24 protein-coding genes and 1 pseudogene are annotated in these 22,830 nt (G+C 55.6%); 8 read left to right on the top strand and 17 right to left on the bottom strand.

The genetic code is table 11. The annotated features are described in order from the left end of the window. Positions 1–280 precede the first annotated feature (280 nt). Entirely contained in the window at positions 281–2,767 is a 2,487-nt protein-coding gene (locus tag BDK88_RS17285) for an efflux RND transporter permease subunit (RefSeq protein WP_130501468.1), read from the top strand. Positions 2,768–2,827: 60 nt separating this feature from the next. On the opposite strand, the gene BDK88_RS17280 is transcribed toward BDK88_RS17285, so the two are convergent. The 3 genes from BDK88_RS17280 to BDK88_RS17270 are packed head-to-tail and all read right to left on the bottom strand — an operon-like array spanning position 2,828 to position 5,297. Continuing rightward, positions 2,828–3,067, bottom strand: coding sequence for a DUF2177 family protein (locus tag BDK88_RS17280; protein ID WP_130501467.1), 240 nt, complete (start codon positions 3,065–3,067; stop codon positions 2,828–2,830). Beyond that, on the bottom strand, positions 3,064–4,617 hold the full coding sequence (locus BDK88_RS17275) for a TrkH family potassium uptake protein (RefSeq protein WP_242611695.1): 1,554 nt from the start codon (positions 4,615–4,617) through the stop codon (positions 3,064–3,066). The genes BDK88_RS17280 and BDK88_RS17275 overlap by 4 nt, the downstream gene beginning before the upstream one ends. After that, positions 4,614–5,297, bottom strand: coding sequence for a potassium channel family protein (locus tag BDK88_RS17270; RefSeq protein ID WP_092935372.1), 684 nt, complete (start codon positions 5,295–5,297; stop codon positions 4,614–4,616). The genes BDK88_RS17275 and BDK88_RS17270 overlap by 4 nt, the downstream gene beginning before the upstream one ends. A 219-nt stretch (positions 5,298–5,516) precedes the next feature. Between BDK88_RS17270 and BDK88_RS17265 the strand changes: the two genes are divergently transcribed. Genes BDK88_RS17265 through BDK88_RS17255 form a run of 3 tightly spaced genes read left to right on the top strand, consistent with a single transcriptional unit; the run spans position 5,517 to position 8,910 of the window. Beyond that, positions 5,517–7,490, top strand: a complete 1,974-nt coding sequence (locus BDK88_RS17265; RefSeq protein WP_092935374.1) for an OPT family oligopeptide transporter — start codon at positions 5,517–5,519, stop codon at positions 7,488–7,490. Then, a complete protein-coding gene (locus tag BDK88_RS17260) occupies positions 7,487–7,846 on the top strand; it encodes a PqqD family protein (protein ID WP_092935376.1) in 360 nt (119 codons plus the stop codon). Before BDK88_RS17265 ends, BDK88_RS17260 begins: the two co-directional genes overlap by 4 nt. Before the next feature lie 50 nt (positions 7,847–7,896). Continuing rightward, positions 7,897–8,910 (top strand): glutamate cyclase domain-containing protein, encoded by a 1,014-nt coding sequence (locus tag BDK88_RS17255; RefSeq protein ID WP_092935378.1) that lies wholly within the window; start codon positions 7,897–7,899, stop codon positions 8,908–8,910. Positions 8,911–9,161: 251 nt separating this feature from the next. Here the strand turns inward: BDK88_RS17255 and BDK88_RS17250 are convergent, their stop codons facing one another. The 4 genes from BDK88_RS17250 to BDK88_RS17235 form a co-directional block, all read right to left on the bottom strand. Continuing rightward, on the bottom strand, positions 9,162–9,386 hold the full coding sequence (locus tag BDK88_RS17250) for a HalOD1 output domain-containing protein (RefSeq protein ID WP_092935380.1): 225 nt from the start codon (positions 9,384–9,386) through the stop codon (positions 9,162–9,164). Then, positions 9,379–10,314 (bottom strand): ArdC-like ssDNA-binding domain-containing protein, encoded by a 936-nt coding sequence (locus BDK88_RS17245; protein ID WP_092935382.1) that lies wholly within the window; start codon positions 10,312–10,314, stop codon positions 9,379–9,381. The genes BDK88_RS17250 and BDK88_RS17245 overlap by 8 nt, the downstream gene beginning before the upstream one ends. A 187-nt stretch (positions 10,315–10,501) precedes the next feature. Further along, on the bottom strand, positions 10,502–10,936 hold the full coding sequence (locus BDK88_RS17240) for a PIN domain-containing protein (RefSeq protein ID WP_092935384.1): 435 nt from the start codon (positions 10,934–10,936) through the stop codon (positions 10,502–10,504). Continuing rightward, positions 10,937–11,182 carry an AbrB/MazE/SpoVT family DNA-binding domain-containing protein gene (locus BDK88_RS17235; protein ID WP_092935386.1) on the bottom strand — a complete coding sequence of 82 codons (246 nt, stop codon included), beginning with the start codon at positions 11,180–11,182 and terminating at the stop codon, positions 10,937–10,939. A gap of 104 nt (positions 11,183–11,286) precedes the next feature. On the opposite strand from BDK88_RS17235, the gene BDK88_RS17230 reads away from it, so the two are divergent. Beyond that, positions 11,287–12,111, top strand: coding sequence for an IS5 family transposase (locus BDK88_RS17230; protein ID WP_130501466.1), 825 nt, complete (start codon positions 11,287–11,289; stop codon positions 12,109–12,111). Positions 12,112–12,200: 89 nt separating this feature from the next. On the opposite strand, the gene BDK88_RS21335 is transcribed toward BDK88_RS17230, so the two are convergent. The 3 genes from BDK88_RS21335 to BDK88_RS17220 form a co-directional block, all read right to left on the bottom strand. Continuing rightward, a complete protein-coding gene (locus tag BDK88_RS21335; protein ID WP_165396990.1) occupies positions 12,201–12,353 on the bottom strand; it encodes a hypothetical protein in 153 nt (50 codons plus the stop codon). Between the two features lie 173 nt (positions 12,354–12,526). Beyond that, entirely contained in the window at positions 12,527–12,919 is a 393-nt protein-coding gene (locus BDK88_RS17225; RefSeq protein ID WP_092935757.1) for a hypothetical protein, read from the bottom strand. A 117-nt stretch (positions 12,920–13,036) separates the two neighbouring features. Beyond that, positions 13,037–13,663: a hypothetical protein gene (locus BDK88_RS17220; protein ID WP_130501465.1), complete on the bottom strand. Its 627-nt coding sequence runs from the start codon at positions 13,661–13,663 to the stop codon at positions 13,037–13,039. Positions 13,664–13,995: 332 nt separating this feature from the next. On the opposite strand from BDK88_RS17220, the gene BDK88_RS22140 reads away from it, so the two are divergent. Then, entirely contained in the window at positions 13,996–14,124 is a 129-nt protein-coding gene (locus BDK88_RS22140; protein WP_262488534.1) for a hypothetical protein, read from the top strand. Positions 14,125–14,196: 72 nt separating this feature from the next. Here BDK88_RS22140 and BDK88_RS17215 read toward each other — a convergent pair whose 3' ends face one another. Next, entirely contained in the window at positions 14,197–15,591 is a 1,395-nt protein-coding gene (locus BDK88_RS17215; protein WP_242611694.1) for a DUF6498-containing protein, read from the bottom strand. A gap of 85 nt (positions 15,592–15,676) precedes the next feature. Next, complete coding sequence (locus BDK88_RS17210; protein ID WP_092935763.1) at positions 15,677–16,120, bottom strand: DUF4870 domain-containing protein; 444 nt, start codon at positions 16,118–16,120, stop codon at positions 15,677–15,679. A gap of 276 nt (positions 16,121–16,396) precedes the next feature. Here BDK88_RS17210 and BDK88_RS17205 point away from each other — a divergent pair, with 276 nt between their 5' ends. Further along, positions 16,397–17,368, top strand: coding sequence for a hypothetical protein (locus BDK88_RS17205; RefSeq protein WP_092935765.1), 972 nt, complete (start codon positions 16,397–16,399; stop codon positions 17,366–17,368). A 91-nt stretch (positions 17,369–17,459) separates the two neighbouring features. On the opposite strand, the pseudogene BDK88_RS17200 reads toward BDK88_RS17205, so the two are convergent. After that, positions 17,460–17,677 (bottom strand): annotated as a pseudogene (locus BDK88_RS17200) (hypothetical protein). A gap of 73 nt (positions 17,678–17,750) precedes the next feature. Continuing rightward, positions 17,751–18,440 carry a TVP38/TMEM64 family protein gene (locus BDK88_RS17195; RefSeq protein ID WP_092935767.1) on the bottom strand — a complete coding sequence of 230 codons (690 nt, stop codon included), beginning with the start codon at positions 18,438–18,440 and terminating at the stop codon, positions 17,751–17,753. 706 nt (positions 18,441–19,146) lie between these two features. On the opposite strand from BDK88_RS17195, the gene BDK88_RS17185 reads away from it, so the two are divergent. Beyond that, the gene (locus tag BDK88_RS17185; RefSeq protein WP_130501464.1) at positions 19,147–19,902 is read left to right on the top strand and encodes a glucose 1-dehydrogenase; all 756 of its coding nucleotides are present in this window, start codon (positions 19,147–19,149) and stop codon (positions 19,900–19,902) included. Positions 19,903–19,922: 20 nt separating this feature from the next. Here the strand turns inward: BDK88_RS17185 and BDK88_RS17180 are convergent, their stop codons facing one another. From BDK88_RS17180 to BDK88_RS17170, 3 genes are all read right to left on the bottom strand, one after another. Further along, positions 19,923–20,672, bottom strand: a complete 750-nt coding sequence (locus tag BDK88_RS17180) for an SDR family NAD(P)-dependent oxidoreductase (protein WP_092935773.1) — start codon at positions 20,670–20,672, stop codon at positions 19,923–19,925. A gap of 310 nt (positions 20,673–20,982) precedes the next feature. Next, the gene (locus BDK88_RS17175) at positions 20,983–21,591 is read right to left on the bottom strand and encodes a TetR/AcrR family transcriptional regulator (protein ID WP_223174768.1); all 609 of its coding nucleotides are present in this window, start codon (positions 21,589–21,591) and stop codon (positions 20,983–20,985) included. Between the two features lie 40 nt (positions 21,592–21,631). After that, on the bottom strand, positions 21,632–22,753 hold the full coding sequence (locus BDK88_RS17170) for an AI-2E family transporter (RefSeq protein WP_092935777.1): 1,122 nt from the start codon (positions 22,751–22,753) through the stop codon (positions 21,632–21,634). Between the last annotated feature and the right edge of the window lie 77 nt (positions 22,754–22,830).

The following is a 22,830-nucleotide window of genomic DNA, read 5'->3' as shown; positions in this document are numbered from 1 at the left end:
GTTCCCGCCGCTATAATGCCGGCGACATCGCCGAGTGTTCGCTCTGCCGTCGCCGAACAGTATCTGACCGATGTCGCAGGGTTATTTCCGCATACAGGAGGTCCAACGGCGTTGGAAGCCGTGACCACTTGTCCGGTTTGCCGTGTCGAATCAACATGTCTAGTTGGTTCGGGAAGGTGGAGCCGCCGTATAGGTGTCGACCAGGCCTCCGTTGCAATCAAGACCACTTATATTCCTGAGAATGGCTATCCTGTCGACGGAGTAAAATCATCAATTGTCCATGACTAGCATCGGAAACCGGATTGACGAGACGATTTCACAGCTTACCGAACTCATCGTCTCCCGACCTCGAGCAGTCGTTATCGTGTTTCTCCTCGGGACTGCGCTTTTCGCCGCCGGCATACCGTTGGTTGAGACGGAAACAGACCTGGGCGACAGGTATTCAGAGGGACTCGAAGTCAAAGAAGCACAAGATGCTGTCGACGAGGAGTTCGGAGGACCGTTCACAACCGATAGCGAGACAACACAGTTGATACACGACGGGAGCGATGTCCTCACTCAGGAAGCACTTCTCCACGTGCTCCACCTGCTCGAGCGGATCAACGATCGGCCGGATCTCAGGATGGAGTCCGCACACGGGCCTGCGACGATGGTCGCACAGGCGCTTGATCCTGCCGCCGAAACGCCGGCCGAACAGCGCCGAGCAGTCGACCGAGCAACAGATACGGAGATTCGACAGGCGGTCAAAGAGGTAAGCGCGAGTCGTGAGTTCTCGATGCTGGTGTCAGAGGATTTCAACCGCAACCAGGCATCGGCATCGGCGTCCATAACGGTTATCAAACACGATGTCCCGTCCGGGTTCGATGACGAGGATATGGATGGCATTCTGACGACGATCAACACGCTGGCAGAGGATGAACCGGCAGACCTCCGGGCGTTCGGGAGCGGACTTGTCGACTCCGAACTCGAGGACGTCATCAGCGATTCGTTCGTGATGGTTATGCCCGTCGTCGTGGCGCTGCTTTTAGGATTCCTCGCCATTGCCTACCGAGATCCGTTTGATTTGGCGCTTGGCTTGATCGCGCTATTAATGACGATCGTCTGGACGTTCGGATTCCTCGGCTATGCCGGGATCCCGTTCGGGCAGGAGATGATTATCGTTCCAGTCCTGTTGTTGGCTGTCGGAGTCGACTTCGGGATACACATCATCAACCGCTATCGGGAGGAAAAGGTTTCAGGCTGCGATCCGGTCCCCGCAATGCGTACTTCGATAAACCAACTCTCGATCGCTTTTTCCATCGTCACCGCTACCGCAATGTTTGGCTTTGGCGCGAACCTCTTTTCTGACCTCGAGCCGATGCGGGAGATGGGACTCACAGCAGCTGTCGGGATTGTCTTCGCGTTCGTTATTTTTGCTGGGTTTTTACCTGCGGTGAAGCTTCGGGCCGATCGCCTCCGGACTCGATATGGCGTTCCGGAGTTCAACTCGACACCGATCGCCTCCGAGGAGTCCTCGCTTGGTCGTCTCTTGGCTGTGTCAGCGACTGTCGGAAAGCGTGCTCCGGTGATCTTGGTCATTATTCTCTTGATATTCGGGGCTGGAATGGGTGCATACGGCACCGGCGTCGAAACGACGTTTGAACAGGAGGACTTCCTGCCACCTGAAGACGAGGCGTGGTACGGTGAACACGTGCCGGAACCGTTTGCCCCTGGTGAGTACACCGCTACTGAGACGCTCAACTTACTCGAAGACCGGTTTGTGACTGATCAGGATCAGTCTGTCACAATATATGTCGAAGGGCCGTTCGAAGAGGATCACGCGCTCGAGGCGCTGGCCAGACCAGACAATGATCCGCCGAGTACGTTCGCTGTCGGGTCGGACGAACAGGTGGAATCGCAGAGTATCGTCACGGTCATTCGATCTCATGCCGCACAGGACCCTGAGTTCGCTGCTCTCATCGACCGCAACGACCGGAATGACAATGGAATTCCAGACCGCAATCTCGACTTGATCTACGACGAACTGTTCGCTTCGTCAGCAGGTCCAGAGGCACGACAGTACTTGGCTGACGATCGCCGAGCAGCACAGATCGAGTACACTATCGAAGCAGGGACCACGGTGGACGAAATCGCGGCGGACGGAGCCGATCACGCTGATTCCTTCCGCTATGCTGCAACTGCTACAGGAACGCCCCTGATTTATAATGCGATCACTGACATTCTCTTCGTGTCGTCGATTCAGGGCATGGTACTTGCTCTTATTCTCTCAACAGTATTCCTCGTGATCATTTATGCCGTCCTCGAGCAGAGACCGGGGATTGGGCTGATCAACGTGTTTCCGATAGGGATCGCTATTGCATCCCTGCTTGGCACGATGCGGCTACTCGATATGCCGTTGAATGCCGTAACGGGGCTACTTCTCTCGTTCGCTATCGGACTTGGGATCGATTATTCAGTTCACTTTACCCATCGGTTTGTAGATGAATACAATGATCAACCGGAGACGCTATCGGCGGTTACAACGACGTTGTCGAGGACTGGTGGTGCGCTCACCGGGAGTATGCTCACGACGTCGATTGGAACCGGGGCGCTTACGCTCGCGATTACGCCCGTACTTGGTGACTTCGGAATCTTGATCGCGTTGAGCGTGTTTTATTCATTTGTGGCATCTGTCGTTGCGCTTCCGCCTGCGTTATTCCTGTGGGATCGAGTCGTGGCGTCTGACGCAACCGGAATCGAACGAGTGACAGCACTACTTCATCGATAAACCAATAAATATTCTAACCCGGCGGAACCATGGAACCCCACCGTTTACCATAGCTGGTAGTTACGGATGTTGCACCCAGTCGGGGTGTTCCAGAGTCGTGGACACGTTGTAAATCGTGTAGACAACGAATCCGACGATGTATCCGGCAACAAGAACCGTCGTCATGCTATTCCTTCCGACAAGGACGACGAAAAGAATCAGAAGCGGCCCAAGCATGAGATAGAGATTGTAGACTGGATCATCCGGACCCGAGTTTAGTACCCAGGTAAGGAGTCGACTTCGGTAGTGACGCCGACTCATTCGTAGATGCCACCTCGCCAGAAGAGTGCTCGAAGTGTGACAAGGATCGGGATAATCTCGAGTCGGCCGATCCACATATTCAGGATGAATGCAAGCTTGCCGGCCGTCGGTAACGACTCGGGGCCAGTGATCCCGGCCGAAAGGCCGATGTTCCCTTGTGAACTTGCGATTTCGAAGAGGATCATTTCCAGGGGATAGGTCTCGCTCGGGAGAGTCATCAGGAGAACGAACAGGCTCGTTGCAAGGAACACAAACCAGAGGAGAGCAATGATCGCTGCTTCTCCGAATTCCCGGGGACCTTCTTCTTCGTCGAGGACCCGGTCGTCAATCCAAAGTCGGTGGACAGTACTGTCGGGATAGAAAACATAGGAGACGCGAAATCGGATCCCTTTCACCAGCATTATCAGCCGAATGAGTTTGATTCCGCCGGCGGTGGAACCGGCTGCTGCGCCAACGACCATCGCGAACACCAGCGTGAGCAGGGCACTTGTGGGCCAGACAGCCAGCGAGAGGGGTGCCGGTTCAGTCGCCGTCTGGAATCCTGTGGCAGTCAGTGCTGAAACGAACTGGAAGACGCCGTATCGGAACGCTTCCATGACCGAATCGTACGCCGGCGAAACCAACAGCCAGAGAAACACCGACCCAACCACGAGAACTGCGGCCAACCATCGCGTCTGAAGATCCGTATAAAGTCCTCGTAAGTCCCCCTGAAGTACGAGATAGTGGACTGGAAATGCAATGCCGCCCGCAATCATAATCGGGAGCAAGACAGCCTCGATGACGACGCTATCGTATGCACCGATCGACCCGTCGATAACCGAGAATCCGCCGGTTGAAATAGCGGTCATACCGTGGTTGATTGCCTGCCACGGTGGCAGCCCGGCCAGCCAGAGCAACAGAATCGAGAGTGACGTAAACAGAAGGAAGATCCACCAGATCGTTTGTACCGTCGAGACGATACTGGGATGAATCTTCTGCGACCGCGCCTCGCTTTTGTACAGCGTCAACGACCCGCTTCCGGGACGAGCAAGGATTGCCGTCGTAAGCACGATCACACCAACACCGCCGACCCACTGGATCAGACTCCGCCACCACTGTAGCGTCCGTGGGAGCGTACTCTCGTCTTCGGCCATCGTTAATCCTGTTCCAGTGAATCCACTCATACTCTCGAAGATCGCGTTCAGTGGGTTCGTGAAGACGGTGAGACTCTCCGTCAGGGGTGGCGTTGCAAGTCCGAGTCCACCCGGCGTAAGTGTCGCAATCCAGGCAACCGTGAGAAACGGCAGCGAACCGAACACTGCGATAGCGAACCAGCCCGTAGCGGCGATCATCATTCCATGCAGTTTGTCTGGACTGTCGGCATCAGCGAACGCTGTTGAGAGTCCCCATCCAATCGCTACCGGTACCAGCCCCGAGATCACAAGTCCTGGGATGGCGTAGTATTCCCCCCAGACGAGCGGGACGACGACCGATACCAAAATCAGCCAACCAAGAACCCGAAGCATCCAGCCAAGATCCCGTCCGAGAGGCGCGATCGTGTCACTTCTCATTGATAATCGTCAAAGAACCCGAAGATATCCGTCACTGCTGGATTAGTTCCACGTTCGGAGTAGACGGTTAGCCGGTCACCGGGTTCGATCGCTGTTGTCGGGCGAGCGATCTGTGGCTCGTTGCCGTCCTCGCGGACGATAGCGACAACAAGCACATCGTCAGGAATCACCTCGTCTGATCGAGCTTTCTTGAGAGTCTGCCCCGCGATCGGAGCCTGTTCTGTGACGTCGATTTCGAACACTTCTGCATCGCCTTCAACCGGCATGTAGTCGATAATCGCAGGCTGTCGTGCCGTCCGATACAGTGATTCAGCGGCGAGTTGGTGAGGACTTTTGACCGCATTGACACCCATCTTGCGGAACAGCTCTCGGTGTTCAGGCTGATGTAGCACAGAAACAACAGTTGGAATCCCGAGTTCGGTCGCGAGCAGACAGACAAATAGGTTCGTCGCGTCCAACTCGAGTGTCGAGATGAGGGCGTCAGCTCGGTCAGCGCCTGCTTCCTCGAGTATTTTTTCTTTCGTAGCGTCGTCGTTGAGTACCAGACAATCGTATTTGTTGGCAATCTCGTTCGCTCTCGTCGTGTCGTTCTCGATGACTACCACGTCGTTTCGAGTTCGTGATGCGATATCTACCAATAGAGTGCCGACGCTCCCTGCTCCGACGACAATGAAGTGCATCACTGTAACGTTTCAATCTAAATCTCATAAGTCGCCCTATCCGGCTAGCAATCCGTTTCCGAAGAACGCTCTGTATTTATAGCTGCAACTGACTACACCAATCCTGAACGCGGAACCGCTTTCCCACGAACTCGGTGCATCACCACGGAAATTCCCTCCGTTGTGACACTCAAGTTGTTTTTTGGCACTGGGTGACGAGGACGGCCGCCTGATTCGAACATGTCTCACGGACCATCGGAAGATACAATCGCGTCGAACGACAGTCGCACAGCGAACGAACAGACAGCGAGAGACGGCCCGTCTCCAACCGTCCCCGCTGGGAAAAGCGTCACAGAACTCACGATCAAGGCAGTCCTGATCGGTCTTGCGCTCAACGTGGTGCTGTTGACCGCGAACATGTATCTCGGGATGCGGTCGGGAATGACTATCAGCGCCTCGATCCCAGCTGCGGTTATCAGCATGGGCGTGTTTTACGCACTTCGCAACGCCGGTATCGGCGGGACGATCCTCGAGAACAATATCGTCCAGACGATGACGTCCGCGGGCGAGGCGCTGGCAGCCGGCGTGATCTTTACGATCGCTGGCGTCACGTTCCTTGATCAACCCATCGACATTGCCGGAACCGCAGCGGTCGCAGTTCTGGGCGGACTGCTTGGGATTCTCTTTATGATCCCGATGCGTCGATATCTCATTGTCGACAAACACGAGGAACTCCCCTATCCGGAGGGGACTGCGTGTGCAGACGTTCTCGAAGCTGGCTCACAGGGCGAGGGGGGCGTAAAGCTCATCTCGCTTGGCTTTTTCGTGAGTTTCGTCTATATGTGGCTGGCTAGCGGGATGGCTGCGTTCAAGACGACCATTCAGACGGCCTTTTCGGCGGGTCAGACTCGTGGATTCGCCATCGGTGGCGATTTCACTCCCGCACTGATCGGCGTGGGATACATCATCGGTCCAAAGATTGCTGGCTACGTGTTCGGCGGCGGGTTGATCGCCTGGATGATGTTAATCCCGCTGCTCATTACGGGCGGCTTCGTTCCGGAGGCGGCCGCCGACGCGACGCTTATGACGCAGGCGAACGCAGTCTGGGACGAGTACATCCGCTACGTCGGTGCAGGCGCGATGATCGTCGGCGGGTTCTATGCGATTCTTTCGATGAGCGGGACGATCCGCGATGCGCTCGCAACAGCCATGGCCGATCTTCGCGGCTCCGCGACGACTGCAACGGAGCAACAGCGGCGAACGCAGCGAGATCTCCCGATGAAGCTCGTCGTTATCGGGGCTGCCGTGATCGCGCTCGCGTTGGTCGCAATTCCACAGGTTCAAGTCGGACTGTTGGGCGGGGTCATCGCTGTTGTTGCCGCCTTTCTCTTCGTTGCTGTCTCCGCATATCTGGTTGGGGTTGTGGGGAGTTCGTCGAACCCCGTCTCTGGGATGGCCGTTGCGACGATCCTGATCGCCGCGCTAGCACTGAAGTCGACCGGCGTGACCGATCCTGTCGTGGTACTTGTCACGGCCTCAGTCGTCGCGATCGCTGCGGCAGTCGCAGGCGACACCTCACAAGACCTGAAGACCGGCTATCTTCTTGGTGCGACGCCACGCAATCAGCAGATCGCACAGATGATTGGGATCGCAATCTCTGCCCTCTTTGCGGGCTGGGTACTGTCTTTCTTCCATCAGGCGTACGGCATTGGGAGCGAGACAATTCCCGCACCACAGGCGGGGATGATGGCACTGATCTCTGAAGGAGTTCTCACTGGAACCGCCCAATGGGGGATGATCCTCATTGGCGCCGTCTTTGCGATCGTCTTGATCCTCATGGACGTCCCAGTGTTGCCTTTCGCAGTCGGAATCTACCTTCCGATCACGCTCGCGACGCCGATCTTCTTGGGCGGCCTGCTCCGTGCTGGAATCGACTGGTACGTCGCGCGGAACGACGACGAGGACGGCACCGTCGAGGAACATACAACCTACCGGGGACGGATTATCGCTGCTGGGCTGATCACCGGCGAAGCGATCATGGGGATCGTCATCGGCGCGCTCTACATCCTCGAGATCGGCGCGGCCAGCGGTGCCCCGTTCCCATTAGGGTTCGGCGCCGAAACACAGACGATCCTTGGCGTTGTGGCTCTTGTCGCCCTTGTCGGAATCTTCACTGTCGGTGTCCTCCGCGGGCCCCAAACGGTCGATACATGAGCACGCATGCGCCGAATGCTATCCCGACACGAACCACGGACGACTGGGAAGTAACGATCAGTGATGGCGACCGACGAGTCACGATCACGTGGACGAAATCCCCACGAAATCGACTCGACCAGTTCCTGTTCGATCTCTTCGGGACAAGCCGTGAACGCGAACTCACGCTGGATCCAGTCGGGACGACCGTTTGGCGCCACTGCGACGGCAATCATACCGTCTCTGAGATCGCATCGATCGTCGCCGAAGAACACGACGCCGATCGTGTCGAACCAGTCAACGAAACGCTTGCTCACTTCCTCATGCAACTTGAGGAACGAGAGCTAATCCAGTTCGACGACCAAGCAGACGAGTGACCGCTGACAAGTCTTTATAGAGTACTAAACACCACTCAATCAGGATAATAATGCCAGAAAATACAAAAAACGTGGCTACGATTGTCGATGACCTAACGACGACTGATATCGGGAGTCGCGATACGATTTATCCCATTTCCTCTGCAGTTCGCGAAAAACAAGGGAGCAACCCTTCGATGCAGGCTGCTGAACGTCTCAATAACGCTGTCGATTCCGAGGATACTGTGCTTGTGCTCACTGGCTTTTTGATTCCGCCGTCGATGGTTCAGGAGACAGATGGGCCACTCGGAGCGGTCTCTGTTGCACGTGCTGTCGACAGTGCTCTCGATGCAAACCCGATCATTGCATGTGAACCTGCGGCTGTCGATATTTGTGAGGCAACGGCAACGGCTGGTGAACTCCGTGTTCTTGATCGAGAGGCAGTATCCAATAACAAACGGTCTGTCTCGGTCGAACCATTCCCCGCTGACCGCTCTAAGGCTCAGAAGTATGTCGAGGAAATCTTGTCAGAGATTGACCCCGCTGCGGTCATCGCCGTAGAGAAGGCCGCTCCAAACAAGGAGGGTGTCTACCACAATATGTCTGGATACGACGTGACCGAACAGACAGCCAAAGTGGATGAACTCTACAGTCGACTTCCGGCTGATGTGTTGACGGTCTCTGTCGGCGACGCAGGAAATGAGGTCGGTATGGGTCTTGTTCAAGAAACAGTCGAAGATGAGATCCAGTACGGGGACGAATGTCAGTGTGGCTGTGGAGCAGGGACAGCAGCGGACATTGAAACGGATCTCTTGGTTCCGGCAACGGTTTCGAATTGGGGTGGGCACGCGATCGCAGCCTGTCTCTCACACGTGACGCAGACCCCCGTATTACATGATCCCGAGGTAGAGCGTCGGATGCTTGTTCAGGCATCGATGGCTGGTAGTATCGATGGGATCGTAGGCGGAACAAATGCCTGGTGTGACGGGATGCCGCCGGATGCACATGAATCAGTGCTCCGTCTGATTCGCGAGGTCCTTCGTTCATCTGTTCATACCCGCGGTGGCAGTGAAATCGGACGATAGCTATACTATAGAGGGCGTCATAGAAGTCTTTTCACAGTGTTGATTACAGCCGCTTCTACGATGAGATGGAACTCATGGATTCTCCCCAGACCGTCGTCGTTGATCGCTGGCGTGCTGGTTTCGGGGTGTGGTGCTGCTATCTTCGTCGCAAGTTCACGAGCGACGAGTTCAGCTGAGACGACCGGACAAGCCGCTGACGAACTCTACAGGCAGTGCAAGGCGAGTGCCTCGGGGCTTGACCCCGAGGCGGTTCACGACATCTTCATCACGGCAACATCGGATGGTGTCACTATCACACGGAACTCCCCAATCGAGAACCGAATCTCGAGATCAATATCAGTCTGTGGACCCATCGAGTCTACAAGTCGCTCGAGTGCTTCGACGTCGATCACCCGCTGGAGTTGGTACTCGTCCCGATCGAGGCCCTGTTCCTCGAGTGCAGTGATGATCTCAAGCAGAAGCGGTTGATCACTCATCGTCGATCACTTCGCTGACGATGTCGATGATCTCCTGGGCGGTCGAACTGATTCGCTCAAGCCGATCGAGGATCGTCTCTGGTTCGTCACCGTGCCACGCGGCGAGGTAGAACGCTGACCCACTGGTATCCAACTTGAAGTGCCGTCCAACGATGTAACCGACCGCTTCGGCCTCGAGCTCACGTTTCGATCGTTCAGCCTCGTCGTCGACGCCATTGTGTAACAGCGCATGCGCGTACTCGTGAACGAGCGTGACGGCAAGATCAGCGTCATTCTCGCGATCACGGACAGCGACGCGTGGCTGTTCCGCTGGTCGATACTGGCAGATTCCCTTGGCACTCCCATGCGACCAGTCCTGGGGTGGCACGACCTCTACGTCCACCTCGAGTGAGTCTGCTGCCTCGAGGAGTGCGGGAACTAACTCGTCGGCCTGTCCCTTTGCTTCGGTCTCGAGGTCGGGCAGTGGCTCGCCGTCAGTCTGTGAGATATCGAAGACGGGTGCTGGCCGAAAGCCCACGAGTCCCTTTTCCCAGCTGTCCGGAGGGGTTTCATCGTATTCACAGTCACTGCGCTCGTGGTACGACGGGGAGTTCCCACAGTCAGGGCACTGCTTTGCAATGATGGGTGCCCAGATCCAGATCGCTGTCTCTCCTTCCTTCACATGCCGGTCAAACTCGTTTTGCCATGTTCGATAGCCGGCAACGCGTGTCGCGTGTGGACACTGGAGTTTGATCAACAGCGTGTTTCGGTGCGAGTAGTCGTGGAACCGACTCTGGACGTCCAACCACTCTGTGAACTGGTCGCTCGAGACGGCGTCATCGACTTCGTTGACGAGGTCCTGGATCCATGCCTCGATCGTACTGTGCATCTCGTCGTGCCGGGTGTCCGAATCATCGAACGTTTCCCGGGAGCTGCTGCTCGTAGCCATGTTTGATCACTGCTTCTCGAGTCGTGTCGGATCGAATCGAACTGAACTCGAGAAGACCTCCGCCCATCAGGGGGTCTCACAAAATATGCCGGACTCGAGCAGCTGGAGAGTCGTCAGTCAGTGAGCGCCAGTGTCTTGTTTCTTCTGAAGACAGTGACCGGTAGCAATTCACACCCGTCTGTCGGCGTCAGTTGGGATCGTAGGGGTCCGTAGCTGTGTCGAGTCGATAAACATCCTCTGCTGCATCAAAGTCATTGTCGAACGCATACAGATAACCGAGTCCCTCGGTCTGCATATACGCGATAATGCAACTATCGACGAAGGACAGTGGTTCGTGCTGTCGGAACAGTGCTTTTCCCGTCGCAAGAGCGTCGGCAGTGAGAGAGTCGATATGGAAGCGAGCGTTTTCCTCAATACGATCAAGGAGGTCGACAGCTGCGTCGTGGCCAGCGTGGGTAACAAAGCCGTTGAGCGTTTCTGCGAGGACGTAGTCGAGGACCACTGCCTCTGGAAGGGTCCCATCGTCGATGCCATGGAGTATCGGGAACGCGGCTTCGTGGGAACTGTCTCGTCTGTATGTTGCTGCGAAGAGGACCGTTGTATCGATGAGCGCGCGTGGCATTTACTCTACGCCCCAAGCGTCATGATCGGTCGTGACGTTGGTATCCGTCTCGCCCTCGTAGCCATCGAATTCAGCGAACGTGCCTGTTTGCTGTTGGATGATTTGGATGCGAACGCTCCCATCGTCTTCGATATGCCACCGGAGCTGATCACCGTCGTCGATATCGAGTTCACGCCGAATCCGTGCCGGGATGTTCGCTTGATTTCCTGATACCTTGCTTTCGGCGTCGATCCTCTCACTGCTCATATCTATCACTATGAGACTTGTCCTGAATGCTCTGTTGAACAGCGATCTAATCAGCCGATATCACTGGCTTAGAAGGATGAAGCCGAGGAATTCGATTCTGTCCTATGGAAATCGATATCCTCGACTTCGTTGAGCAGTGTCGTGACCTAGCCAAACAAGCGTTGGGGAAGCACGCGGGCGAGCCCGCCAGCGGCGGGTTCGCCCGCTGGGTCCATGTCGTCCTACACTGTTTTCGGCTCGAAGAAGGTCACAGCTACCGTGAAACGCCGAATCGGTTGAAGTACATGACCGAGATTTGTGACGTACTCGGTCTCGATCGAGAGAACCTCCCCGACTACAGCACGATCTACAAGTCGTTCGACCGGCTGAAAATGTGGGTGTGGCGGGCGTTGCTGCGCGTTTCAGCGCAGCAACACCCGCAGTCTGGCCACGCTGCTCTCGACAGCACGTTCTTTGACCGCCGCCGTTCTTCGTCGTACTTCCGCCAGCGGTCAGGAAATACCGTGCAGACGCTGAAAGTGACGACATTAACTGATATAGAGTCGCTCGCTGTTCTCGATGTCCATATCACAGCACGGTGGAAGCACGATACGAAGACCGGACCGCAGGTCGTCCGCCGAAACGCGGACGACCTGCAGTCCGTGGTTGCCGACAACGCGTTCCAAGACTGGCACACTGAGTACGAAATCTCCGCACTTGACGTTGAGTACCTTGTTCACTACCGCGGCTCATCACCGAATGCAGTCATGAACAACGCGCTCATTCGGGCAAAAGGATACTCTCAGCGCTGGATGGCCGAAGCCTCGTACTCAACAACGAAGCGCTCGCTCGGCGACGCCGTGCGAGCGCTGGGCTGGTATCGCCAGTTCCGTGAAATTGTCCTGATGTTCGCCCTCATCAATATAGAATCGCTGTGTGAGCCTCTGTAACCGTGACTCAGCATCTATTCAACAGAGCAGTCCTGAAAAACCTAGTGTGTCGCCACACTACTCAGAGATATGCCCCATATACAGTAGTTTCAGAGTCGTTCGCGGGCGTCACGGATCTCTTCGACAGCATCGACCTCAATGTCGAGAGCCAACTCCAGTAATGCATCCCCGAGTGGAACCCCTTTGTCATCCTCTGGATCATCAGCCATGAACTCGGCGAAGTCATCAGTGGTGAGGCTCATGGTGCACAGTTACAGGGTTGCTCGCAAAAGCCTGCCGGTGAGCTGAATTAACAGTCGTCCCGCAGACTCAATCGACAACTTCTCGGGAGCGGGTTCTGGAAATGCCAGAACGCTTGCTCGAACCCGATGTCCGTGGACCGCCCTACCGAAGAAACTTGGAGTGGTTGTTCACTTTATGTGCCCTTTTGACCGAGCCTCTCACCACGGGTATACTTTCCATGATAGACGAGCATGTCAATACCCATCGCCGCTAGCGAAAGTCCACCGATGCCGGCCACTAGAACGAAAAAGAGACTGTTTTTGCTTCCCACGAACCCAAGTGGGAGTGACAGTCCGAGACAGATGTTTCCGAGGCCACTCCATTGATACCATGCCCAGCGGGCAGTTAGTTGCGTGTCTGTCGCTGCCACGATATCGAAGATGCCTGCCAGTCCTAGCAACGTCACCTGACTGAGTAGAAGTGGTGTTTTGAGTAGATTCTCAACAAGTAGGACGACACTACCGGTGATGAAAATAAGAAACGTACCAACGATGGCACTTAGTTGACGATTTCGTCGTTCATTCATGGATGGGCTAGTATCTGTACGTGGTATCTATTTGAAAAATTGTGTGACCGAAACGCGTGGTGGATATAGCTTGACCAGTCGCGAGCTTAAATTCCGGGAACGCTGATACTGGTGTTCTCACCGTTGTTGAGGCCCTCGCTGTTGGTAACAGGTTCTGAATCGAGCGTCGTTACACACGGACTTGACTCTCAACTCCTCGAGAGCGGCTTCTAGCGACCCCTGAAACTGCCACGAGGCTTGCTCGAACGCCTCGTCTGTCGGCCCGTCCCACCGCGGAAAGCCGGCGTGGTCGCTCACCTTGACGGTCCACTCTGCCGGTTCGTCGAATGGAGCTTGCGTTGGCAGTTCGACGATGTCGAGATACTCTTCGTCACCGTGAATGCCGGTGGCAGAATCCTCAACGCCGTGGCCGAGCAGGAACAGCGGTTGCTCGAGATGTGCCATGTTCGACGGGTCCAGCAAATCTTCCGGCTGATCAGCGCGAATGCTTCGCTCACATCTCTTGTCCATGTAGAGGCTCATACTCGAGAGCATCTCGAGGAAAATGAACTGCGCGGCGGCGTAGCTGGGACCACGTTCTGTTCGTGTCTCATCAAGCAACTGCTTGAGTCGAGTAAGGTCTTGGAGAACGCTTTCCGGATAACCGTCGGAATGCCGGTAGACCTGTGCGATGCGATTGGTTGAGTCCTGTTCTGCTGCAGACTCGTTTCGGTGGATGAATCGGAGTTGACTACGGGTTGACATCGATCTTTTCTCTCCGGCGCGGGTGCGCCGGCACCCATCACCGGCGCACAAACAACTCCTGCGGACAGGGTAATCTGGCGTCTAAGTACGGCTCCGTCGACTCTCCGTACCAGATGGGATACGTCTACGGGTTCGCCCATGGTGTTGGACTCGCCCTGCTCGAGACGTTCTCTCCGTAGAGTGAGTCATCAAACTGTTCACACAGTCCATATTGAGGTCTCCCGAATCGACAAGTACAGCATCTGCATTGACCACAACCCAGTCAGAATATATCACTTGCTGAGGATTCCAATAGAGTCGGCTCAGCCGATGAGTCCTCGCTCGAGGTCTGCATGGAGGACAACATTTTCTGGACCGACATCCTGACGATCAACCCAGGATTCGAGTTCAAAGTCGCCATCGTCAGCGACGTCCCCTTCTCGAGTCAGGGCTCGTCCGCCCCGGAGCTGTCGGAGTTCTGATCCCGATACATGGGCGGACGCGTCGCGGTGACCGGCTGCGACGCGCCCGCTCCGCCCGCCGTCGACGTCGGCTCAGGCGGCCGGGAGCGCCCACTGCCACGCCGATCTGAGGACGACGACGCCGAACGGGCCGCCGAACCCGGCGGCGGCCGCCCCGACGGAGGGAGCGTAATAGGCGAGGCCCGCCACGGCGGCGACGCCACAGGCTCCGACCATGGCCGCCACCCCGGCCACACGTCGGTCAAGCGGGCCGAACGCCGTCGTCTCGACGGGGAGTTCGAACGCCTCGACGGCCCGGTCATACTCCCGGAGGTGCGCGACGCTGAGGTCGTACTCCCCCACAGAGGGAGTGAGCGAGAACGTCCGAGTATCACAGGCGCGATCGACGAACTCTCCCTCACACAGTTCGGCGTCCCGGAGGTCGTCAACGGGGATCGTCCACTGAACCGCCTCGGTGAGGTCGTCGTACGCGACCACCGTGTCGTCGCGACACTGGTACGCCAGTGTACCGTGAGTGAGGGCGTACTCGACGGTCTTCAGCCCACCGATGCCGGCCGGCAGGAGGCCGAAACAGACCACCGTGGCAGCGACCAGCCCTGTCGATCCGCTGGTGAGCCCAACCCACGCGAAGAGGTACACCGGGCCGCTACCGATTGCGGACTTCGCGCCCCGCCAGAACGCGGCGCCGCGGACGGCGCGCCGGTCCGGACGGACCTCAGCCGTCGGCGACGCATCCGGAGCCGCCACAGGCGGGAGCGTCCCCACCCCCTTGTCGGTGGTGGACGACTGCCCGGCGCGGTAGTCCCCCCACTCCGCGAATAGCTTCACCGTGACGAACGCAACCAGCGCGCCGGTCGGACCACCGGCGGCCGCGAACCAGAGTAGCACCACGGCTACCCCGGCCTCGTTCTTCGCGCTTCTGATCACGTCCCGAGGGGTGCTCGTCTCGTAGCGCCGCTTGCGGAAGTACTCGCGGTTGATGACGCCGACTTGAGAGACAATCAGGGAGACGGCGCTCGCCGCCACCATCGGATCGGCGAGCATCGCCGGCACGTCGATGAAACGGCTCAGTACGGCGAGGTATATCCCAAGGAGCGCCACGCCAGCCCCGAACGCTTGCAAGACGAACGGGAAGTTCCGGGGGTAGATCGGTGGGAGCGAGTCGACGGCCGTGACGCTCCCACGCCGGCGGTTGAGGTCGCTCGGTCCGACGGAGACCCCGCCTAACTCGTCGGACTTGAGCGGGTTATCCTCCTGTGGGCGCTCCAGATCGTCGTAGTTCGGCGGGCGGCGCGCGAATAATGCCTTCAACCCGGCGAACGGGACAGCGACGACCAATTCCATCGCGTAGACGACCGCGAACGTCTGTGCGCTCCACCCGAGGTGGAACACGCCGACCAGCGGGATGACGTTCGCCGCGACTGTCACCAGAAACACGGCAGATGAATCGTTCGATGGTGGCTTCATAGATCCATCATCTGTAGTTTGAGCACGTCCAGTTCAATCTCGGCCATGTTCAACCAGCTTCCCTTCTTGAGATAACATGAATCTCCTACCTATATCGCTCGACGAAAGCGATCGCTCCAGGATACGTCCAAGTCGATCCAGATATCGCTTTTACCGTTGCGACGATGGTGTACACCAATGTAAGAAATATTGCAATCACTAGGACGATTATCAGGAGGAATCCGACGAGCCCAAACACGATATCGAGCGGGGCTGGGAGCAAAGAAACCTCAGTTGTTTCTCCTAGGACAGTGATCTCATCGGCGCCGAGAAAGAACATCACAAGGGCGACAATCATGAGTACGGACACGGTAACGTGCCAATTGATGGTGTGACGGGCGTTCGTCCGTGTGAACTCGTTATCTGAAACAGCGTACAGGATTAGGGGACCGAGAAATCCAGTAAACAGTCCAAGCAGGTGGACAAGGATGCCACCGATAGAGCGTTCATCGGACAGTTCAGGGTCAGATAGAGTTGCTGTGAATGTCATGGATGTGGTAATCTGTGATCTGCAGGTTGTTCTGTGTCTCTTTCATGTAGAATTTATATCATTATGGGTGTAAGTACCTTTGGTCTGGAAAACATGCGCCTTATTCCCTGCAAGATGATATGGATACCATCTACAATTAATAGGTGTCTCAAGGTCAGTTCGCACAGCTACTTACCGGTCAATTCACCGCAACAGTCGGTGGATCAAACCAGTAGGAGAGTTCCCTGACACCCGCCGAGAACAAGATTTAGTCGGGACGGCGCGTAACTTCCGTGTATGCCATTCAGCGTCAGTTGGCACACGCTTCTCGAGCATCTGGATGAGCTGCCGGCAGACGCGACACTGATCACACCATTGTCGCACTCCCACATCCACATCACAGATATCCAGGAACACCGCATTATCGTCCAGTTCGACGAGTCCAGCGAGAAGCGCCCGCTTCAACGCGATCAGTTCGAGTCGCTGTATCATCAGATACAGACTGCGCACGATGGGTTCGATCTCGACCGGCTGCCGCCAGATGCTGACCCGTATCCAGCGGTGTTGAGCGTTCATCCCCGATTCGAGATCGACGAAGACGCGGGTGTGATCGCCGAGACAGACGGGCCGACGACGACCCAACTGGCCGACACAGCACATGAACCTGATGACGACGACCGCACCGAACCAGACGGCCTCGATGTCTACTCGGATGGCCTACTCCTGATCGATGCACTCGAGCGCCACGACGTAACCGACCTGCCTGACTTGGAGACGGCCACCCTCGTAAATCTCTACACGCTGCTGTCGGATGTCCAGCGTGATGCTAACGACTTTCGCCAGGAGGTCGCCGATGTGCTTCTCTCCCGGCTCCATCACGACCGTCCTGTTGCGGGCCAGTACGGCTCGGTCCAGCGTACGAGTCGCCGCAACCGCTCGCTCAAAGACGACGAGGACATCCTCTCGATGCTCGAGGCGGAAGGGATCGACCGCGAGCGGGTCATGAGCGTTGATCGCCAGAAGGTCGACGAAGCACTTGAGGTGACGACACTCACCGAGTCGGATGTCTACGAGATCGATGAGAGCGAGTACGTTCGCAAGGCGGAGGTCGACGACGACGTCAAGGAGTCGCGCCTTCAGGGCTTGAAGGACCGACTTGCCGCCAGCGAGGAGACAGAAGCCGAGGAACTGCGACAGGAGATCGAGGCCCTCGAAGAGCGTATCGATGACCTCACCAGCTTCCGGGCAGGGACGGAGGTACAGGGATGACTGGTGACAGCTTTTGTGGCATCACGTACAGAGCAAGGAATCAGCAGGGTTCCTCCCGGTCGTCCTGCAAGCTGACACTGGCAGTGTCAAGTTAGTCATCGTCGTCCTGCGAGCGGAGTTCGGTAGCCCGCTTCTCGAGTTGGCGGAGGATCGGGACACGTTGTTGGTGTTGGTTTTCGTAGGCGATGCAGGCTCTCAGTGTCTCCATATCGTGGATCATCGCGATGCTGGGTCGATGAGCCGTGTGTTCGGTGCTTCGAGCCGCTGCGCTGGTGAGAGGTCGTTTGTGTGTCCTGGCGTGTCGTTCATTGGGTGTTGCCTCTGCCCCTGTTGGAGAATGAAAAATTGTACTGCTCTGTGGACTTTTACAGGTGAGGAATGATTACATTCGAAATCGTCCGATCACTGTCCGGATCGACTCCTGTTTCACATACCCAATAACAGAAGCGACGATGATGGCACCGAGAAGTATTACTGCTGTAGAGACTTTTCCTGTTGCAAGTTCACCGCCGGCATAGACGGTAACAACATATGCTGGGAGGCGACCGATACTAATCACGGTGAGGAATGTTCGGAGACGCCATTTTGTGAGACCACTCAGGAAACAGATTGCGTCATCTGGAAGGCCGGGAATGATGACGAATGCCAACAGTCCAGGAATCCCAACCCGTTCGACGAACCCATCGAATCGAGTTAATACATTCTCGTGAAGGAGTTGCTCGACGAATGGCCGTCCAAATCGTTTGGCAAGGCAGAACGCGATTGAACTTCCGAGGAGGACGCCAACAAGGCTGTACACTGTTCCTGCAAGTGGCCCGAACACGTATCCCGAAACAAGTGCGACGAACTGCCCCGGAATGGGGGCCACAATAACTTGTACAGCTTGGACGAGAACGAATACGAGCGGTGCGAAGGCGCCAAATTGACCGATCCATGCGCGGAGTTCTTCGACATCGAAAACAAACGGTGCGTACTGTCGAGCACCGGCATATACCGCGAAGAACGTGGCTAGTAGAAGACAAACACCCACGAGACCGCGACGGAAAGCCGCTCTAGAAGAGAAAACCTGCATTCAGCTCCACCAATTGTATTGATACAGCACACTTATCACAATCCAGCAGTCGAACCGGCTATAATCGTCCCCAAGAGAAAAACTGCTAATAGAAGTAAGATCAGCACAATCCCAGATATCTCTAAGATATCCATCCGACTATTGCTATACGCCGGTATAGAGAATAAGCTTTCGAAGGGAGGGTCAGGAAACGCTATCGGTAGCGACTGTGTCGATAAGAGCAGTGACTCAGTTGCATCATAGGTAGAGTTCGTTAGCACGCTTCTCGAGGTGTCGAAGAATGGGGAGGCGTTGCTGATGTTGGCTTTCGTAGACTATGCTGGCTCGTAGCCTGCTCATATCGTTGATAGTCGCGATGCTGGGATCAATGAGTTGTGTATTCAGTTCCTCATGCCACTGTGCTGGCTTTGCTCGCTCGAACGCGTCGTCTGCGGCCCGTTCCACCGAAGAAAGCCAGCGTGGTCGATCGCCTTGACGGTCCACTCGGCTGGTTCGTCAAATGGGTTCCGCGATGGCAGTTCGCCGCTATAGAGATACCCTTCGTCACCGTGGATACCAGTGATAGAATTCTCTCAACGTTATGGCCGAACAGGAATAGCGGTTGCTCGAGGTTTACGATATCTGACGGAACTGCCCAGTCCCAAGAGCCGAGGTTTCTGTGGGTGGCATCAGGCTTTTATATATTGAATTTGTATTCAGTACTTGTATGGATACGCAATTCGAAGACAAGACTGCACTCGTCACCGGTGCAGGCTCAGGAATTGGTCGCGCAACCGCGGAACATTTCGCTCACCACGGTGCAAACGTCGTGGTCGCAGACATCGATACAGAGGGCGGAACTGAAACTGTTGACCAGATCGAAGCTGCTGGCGGGGAAGCAGTCTTTGTCCAAGTTGACGTGACCGATGAATCTGATGTCGAAGCAATGGTCGAAACCGCCTGTGACACCTACGGCGGCCTTGACATCGCACACAACAACGCGGGTATCGAAGGTGACAATGCACCACTCACCGAGCAGAGTATGGATAACTGGCAGCGTGTTCTGGACATCAATTTGACTGGTGTCTGGTTAGCAATGAAATACGAGCTTCCGAAACTCACAGATACTGATGGCGGTGCCATCGTAAACACGTCCTCGATTGCCGGACTCTCAGCAGACGGAAGCGCTCCATATACTGCAAGCAAACACGGGGTTGTTGGACTCACCAAGTCTGCCGCTGTCCGTTATGCCGAGCAAGGTGTCCGTATCAATGCTGTCTGTCCTGGCGTGGTTCGGACACCCATGGTCGAACGAACACTCGAGGAACACTCGGAGGCAGTTGAAGCAATGACCCGCGAACAGCCTCTGGGCAGAATGGCAGAGCCAGAGGAAATAGCCACCACTGTGGCGTGGTTGGCGTCCGACGATGCGTCGTTCGTGAACGGGCATGCGCTCCCGGTTGAGGGGGGAAAACTCGCCTGAGAAGACTGATCGTCCTGTAACTACTGTTGTGTTTCCCCACCGTCGACGGGAATCGCCTGCCCAGTGATGAACGAGGCTTCTTTTGAACAGAGCCACACAATCACGTTTGCTACTTCTTCAGGTGTCGCGGCACGTTCCATCGGGACGTTCTTGATAACCGCTTCGCGTTCTTCTTCGGACATCGATCGGAGAGCTGGTGTATCGACGATCGTTGGACAAACAGCGTTGACTCGGACACCATCTCCAGCAACCTCGAGAGCTGCTGTGCGTGTAAGCCCGACCACCGCATGTTTACTCGCTCCATAGGGTGCTCGACCTGGACTGCCTCGAATGCCGGCTTTCGAAGCGACGTTGACGATAGCGCCACCACCTGATTCGAGGAGTGCAGGGAGTTCGTATTTCATGCCGGCCCACACACCTGTTTGATTGACATCAATAACCTGATTCCAGTCTTCTTCGTCGATATCTGTTATCGGTGATGGTTGGTTGCCGGTCGCTGCGTTGTTGATAGCACAATCAAGTCGACCATGTTCTTCGAGTGTAGCGTCTATGAGTGCGGCTATCGAAGACGGACGGCTGGTGTCAACCTCGACAAAGGTCGCGGATCCATGATTGGTGTTGATCTGTTCGGCAGTTTCTTGACCGGCTTCGGTGTCGATATCTGCCACAATGACGTGTGCACCTTCATTCGCGAATCGTTGAGCAGTGGCATGTCCGATGCCGGAGCCGGCTCCGGTGATGAGCACGACGGAATCTGTATAGTCGAACATCTCTTTTATATATTGAATATTTTGTAAAGAGCCTTCTGGTACGCAGTTGCTTCCATATTTTGACCGAGCAAAACCTATTCCCGACGAGCAAACCCACCTGTGGCGATTGAATAGTGGTTGCTTGTTCATCACTCTGACAGTGAGCCCGACTTTCGGTGACGCTTTGAGGTAAGTATGCTTTCAAGTTGGATCATAAGCGGAGTGCTCAACTCACTGTAACAGAAGGGGAGCTGACACCTGATGCTACAGACCCTGAGTCACTACCTATCTCCTGTTAAAATACAGGCTCGAAACAGGTAACGAATACGAGCTACTCAGAAGAAGCGGTGATACGGTCGATATGAGTTTGAATTGCTTCTTTTAGCGACTCAATTGACTCGTCCGGGTGGTAGACCGTAAGCCGGCGTGCACGGGTCCCAATCAACAGAGAAAGGAACAACTCAGCTTCTACTGCTGGAGTGATGTCTTCGAACACACCAGCTTTGACGCCTCGAGAAAGAATGTCTTGAAGAAGGCTCTTGAGTTCGTTGTCCACGACAAGGTACTGTTCCCGACAGTCTTCGTCGTGTGGCGCATTAACTCGAAGCTCGAACATTGCTAGCATGACATGATACGTCTCTTCCTCGACGGTGGGTGGAAGAAGCGTATCAACGAGCGTTTCGAGTTCTCGCCGTGGTGACTGTGTGCTATCTGGAAGATTGGCAAGGAATTGCTGGAGCACGTAATCAAGGAAGTCGACGAGGAGTTCATCTCTGCCGTCATAGTGATAATAGATCAGTGTCTTGCTGTTTTCGAACTCGTCGGCGATGTGTTGGATTGTCAGATCGCCGTATCCGTGTTCACTGACGGCTTTGTATGTCGCTTCCATAATGTCTCGTTTTACGGGGTCCATCTGGTCGAGATCATTTCCAATGTTCATTGATAGAGTATCCGTGTTCAAGTAGCGTGTTCCTTTCGAGTTAGTGAACGTCCTGCAGTACTCCAGCGGATTGATTCTTGTCTACGTCATTCTCGGATGTGTCCTCGGCAAGCGACTCATCGGTATGTGCTCGAGCGAACGAATCGAGGGTGAGCTTTGCGCCGCCAAGGACGACAGGACCGATAAAGAGACCGATGGCTCCGAAGATGATGAGACCACCGAAGATGCCGACGACAACAATGGCGGAATTGAATGCACTAGTACGGCCAATCAGCGCAGGCCGAAGGTACGAGTCCGAGAACGTGACAATCAGCCCGTAAATGACCATCGCTACGCTGGCAGTTGGTCTACCCATTCCAATCAAATAAGCCGCTGCCGGAATCCAGATCCCGAACGCACCGACCAGCGGAAGTAGTGTCAGAACGAACGTCGCAACAGTGAGGAAAACGATAGCGGGGACACCTGCGATCGCTAGTCCAACTCCAAGCATCACCGCCTGAATAGCTGCAACGGCGACGTTCCCGACGATCGAGGCCCACATGAGCTGATCTAAACTAGTTCGGAGTTCTGCCAATACCTCGTTGTCGATCGGCAATACCCACTGCAGCCATGCGACGAGTTGTTCCCCATCTCGCAATAGTGCAAAGAGGACGAACAGCGTGACGGTCAGGCCGATGAAGATACTGGGGAGATCACCGACGACAGTAATGATCTCTCTTATGATCTCTTGGAGAGTGGACGCAATCCGGTGTTGATTTGCATCATATAGTCCAACAAGATCGGCCTCGTACCCGTTGCTCTCAAGATTGACTTCGATCGTCCCGAGGATCTCTTTGACCGCTTCACCGTTGGGTTGTCCCTGTCTGATCGCACGGACAACCCGGAACGACTGTTCAACTGCAGTCACAACAATATAGATGAGCGGGAGCAGTACGACGAGTACAGTTGCTGTGACCACCACGATCGCTGCAACTGTCGGTCTGATATATTGCTCGAGGTGGTGCTGCACAGGTAACATAATATACGCGAGTACGATTCCGAAGAGGATGTACTGCAGATACGGGAGGAAAACGAACAGTGCGAGCAGACTGCTCACCAGTGCGAGTATAGTTAAGCCGAGCTGTGCGGTGACCCAGTTCGGCAAATTAGTACTATCTGTCACACATGAACATCCATTCAACATATAAATGAATCTGGTGATACGAGGTATTGAACACGGTCTATGTATGGCAATCGCCA

The sequence above is a fragment of the Natrinema hispanicum genome, from assembly GCF_004217335.1.
Lineage (GTDB): Archaea > Halobacteriota > Halobacteria > Halobacteriales > Natrialbaceae > Natrinema > Natrinema hispanicum.
This window is presented reverse-complemented; position numbering and strand designations above follow the sequence as displayed.